This window comes from Flavobacterium sp. I-STPP5a, assembly GCF_009764685.1.
In the GTDB taxonomy this organism is placed as follows: domain Bacteria; phylum Bacteroidota; class Bacteroidia; order Flavobacteriales; family Flavobacteriaceae; genus Flavobacterium.
The window spans coordinates 1-2,535 of the sequence record NZ_VHLM01000046.1 but is presented as its reverse complement, the minus strand read 5'-3'; the positions used below and the strand labels follow the sequence as shown (position 1 = coordinate 2,535).

The window sequence follows — 2,535 nt, the reverse complement described above, 5'->3', positions numbered from 1 at the left end:
GATGGTTTAAACTTAATGATTTCGACCCCTTAAGACCTCTTTCCATTTGTAAACATTCAGCTGTCAATGTTTGAATATCTGACAAGTCTTCTTTGCTTAATTTTAGACTTTTACCAGTGTTTTTGTCAGTCCAGTTATAAACTACATGAGCATGATAATTATATTTTGCTTTTCCATCCTTATCGATATGACCCTCATCATTGTGAATATGGACCTGGAATGCTTGAATACCGTAACGCTCTTTAAGCTGGTCGTTAAGTGCAAAAAGGTTTTCTAAATTTTTATCATTGTCATCATCGGGAAGTAAAATAACAGCTTCACGAATTGGAGTAGATTTAGCTTGCATTTTTTGTCCTACGGTTTCAAAATATTTCTTTTCAATTTCATTCCGGACATCTTTAATTTTTGAATCCACAATATGAATATTTGGGACTTGTCCCTGGATTAAATATTTAGGCTCAATTTCTCGAGTATTGTGCTTTTCTGAAGAGCCTGTTATAGGCTTAATTTTTATACAAGATTTTGTCATACTTACATTTTTTTTCGTAGAAAAAACCCCTCGGGGGAGCCTTCGGAGAACCCACAACCCTTAAGGGTTATAGTGGGCAATTATAACCATTATATTTCAAGGCAACAAAAATAGGTTAAATTTTTTCCCTTTTGTTTATCTGAAATAAAAAAAAACATATCTTTGTTCTGTCGGCGAGGGAGGACAAAGAGGCAACGTGAGGACGACCTTGAGAAGCACCGAAACCTGATGAACGAAGCAAGAAGCATCACTAAATTTAGTGATGCTTTTTTATTAAACAAAAGGGCAGCAAAACACTTGCTTTGTTCGGCAAGCTAAAAAAAACCTAAAGACTATCGAGCAAGTTCTATCGGGGGTCTTAGGGGTGGAAACCCCTAAAAAAAAGAATTCCTTATTTATTCTTCAAATGGAGATTCAGGAAGGTCTTCGATAGTGAATTTAGGTTTGATTTCTTTTTTTGTAAACTGTTTTATGGTCTCAAAAACTTCTCCAGTATTAGAGTTGATTAAATCTATATCTCCACCAGTGTTGTATTGTTTTATATAAGGCGTTTCTTGTTTTATTAAAGCCTTATGTTTGGTTATATTTTCTACACTTCCTTTGTTTTTAAAGGCAAATTGCGGATTAATACAATCATAATTTAATTCATATTCATATCTAGAAACATCTAATTTTTGGCGAAGAATTATTTTATATCCAACAAGACTTTTTACAGCTTCAATAACAGATTTTTCGCTTATTTTTAATTTTTTCATAAAAAGATCGTTGTTCAACAAAACCTTATTTTCTTTGTCCATTTCGGACATTACTAAAAATAAAATTCGATACTCCGCTGGCTTTAATTTTAAAGAAGTAATATATTTCAAAAATTCTTGATTCAAAATACAATAATCTGCATAAAGTCCTCTTAGATGATTTTTTTTTAAAATTCCTGCAGTTACATTTTCTGCTTCTTCATTTGGAATTGAAATTTCAACTGTTTTTGAAGTTTCTGTTTGAGTTAATTTCAGAGTTGCATTTGATTTCATTTTCTCCCTTTTTTTTCTCAAAAATATATAAAAAACTGTAATTTTCTACAGTTGCACTGTAATTTTTTACAGTTCAACTGTAATTTTTTACAGTCGTACCCCTAATTCTATTGACTTGTAGAGGTTTTTCTATTGTATTGTGTTACACAAAGCGAATGAAATGTTTTCGGCAAGCCGAAAAAAGGTAGGTTTTTTTTAGCTTGCCGAACAAAGCAAGTTGGTTTTGCTTAATTTATTTTTCTCCATTCAGGGTATTTTTTTTCTATGAATTTTTGACTGTCTTTAGGCAAATTATAATAAATCTGTTTTCGTCCTTCTAAAACACCTTTTTTATATTCTTCATTTTTCAAGGCATCAATTTTATCATACGCATTAATCCCGTAAACTGCTCCAGCAACTGCCACAACAAAACAGATGCTGCAGAACCAGAACAAAAATTGAGTTGTTTTGTCTGAAAACGTGATTTTAGTTTCCTTTTTTTGCAAAACTTCTATTTGTTCAGGAATGGAAAGTTTATTCAACCTCTCTGTAACTTCATTTAAGGCTATTTTTTGAACCTTTAACTCTTCCGATAGTGTTATGTTGTGCGTGACTTTAAAATCGGGCTTAAAATCGCTTATTTTATTTAAAAAGCTATCTAGTTGGTTTTTTATTCCGTTTTCAAATTCCGATAAATATGTTTTAGCTACTTTTTTATCGGCTAACTCCTCTCGTACTTCTTCCGATGTCTTTATTTTGTCGTTCATTTTCAATGATTTGGGTTCTTAGTTCTCTATCTTTTTTTTCAGTCAATTCTATCTTAAATTCATTTACAAACTTGTCTTTAATTTCTAGGTATCCCCTGTATTGATGATGGTTTAAACTTAATGATTTCGACCCCTTAAGACCTCTTTCCATTTGTAAACATTCAGCTGTCAATGTTTGAATATCTGACAAGTCTTCTTTGCTTAATTTTAGACTTTTACCAGTGTTTTTGTC

3 protein-coding genes and 1 pseudogene are annotated in these 2,535 nt (G+C 31.7%); all 4 read right to left on the bottom strand.

Annotation, left to right across the window (positions count from 1 at the left end):
• Positions 1-529 (bottom strand): Mobilization protein (locus FJV36_RS08245; RefSeq protein WP_158980993.1); only part of this gene is annotated, 529 nt, incomplete at its 3' end.
• 395 nt (positions 530-924) lie between these two features.
• Complete coding sequence (locus tag FJV36_RS08240) at positions 925-1,557, bottom strand: hypothetical protein (protein WP_158728518.1); 633 nt, start codon at positions 1,555-1,557, stop codon at positions 925-927.
• Positions 1,558-1,784: 227 nt separating this feature from the next.
• On the bottom strand, positions 1,785-2,303 hold the full coding sequence (locus FJV36_RS08235; protein WP_158728517.1) for a hypothetical protein: 519 nt from the start codon (positions 2,301-2,303) through the stop codon (positions 1,785-1,787).
• Positions 2,251-2,535, bottom strand: a pseudogene (locus FJV36_RS08230) (Mobilization protein); the annotation flags it as partial. The gene FJV36_RS08235 and the pseudogene FJV36_RS08230, both read right to left, overlap by 53 nt.

What these genes read in the sequence shown, in the direction of transcription:
- FJV36_RS08235 (WP_158728517.1), bottom strand. Translation starts at nt 2,303, where the DNA reads ATGAACGACAAAATAAAGACATCGGAAGAAGTACGAGAGGAGTTAGCC.
- FJV36_RS08240 (WP_158728518.1), bottom strand. Translation starts at nt 1,557, where the DNA reads ATGAAATCAAATGCAACTCTGAAATTAACTCAAACAGAAACTTCAAAA.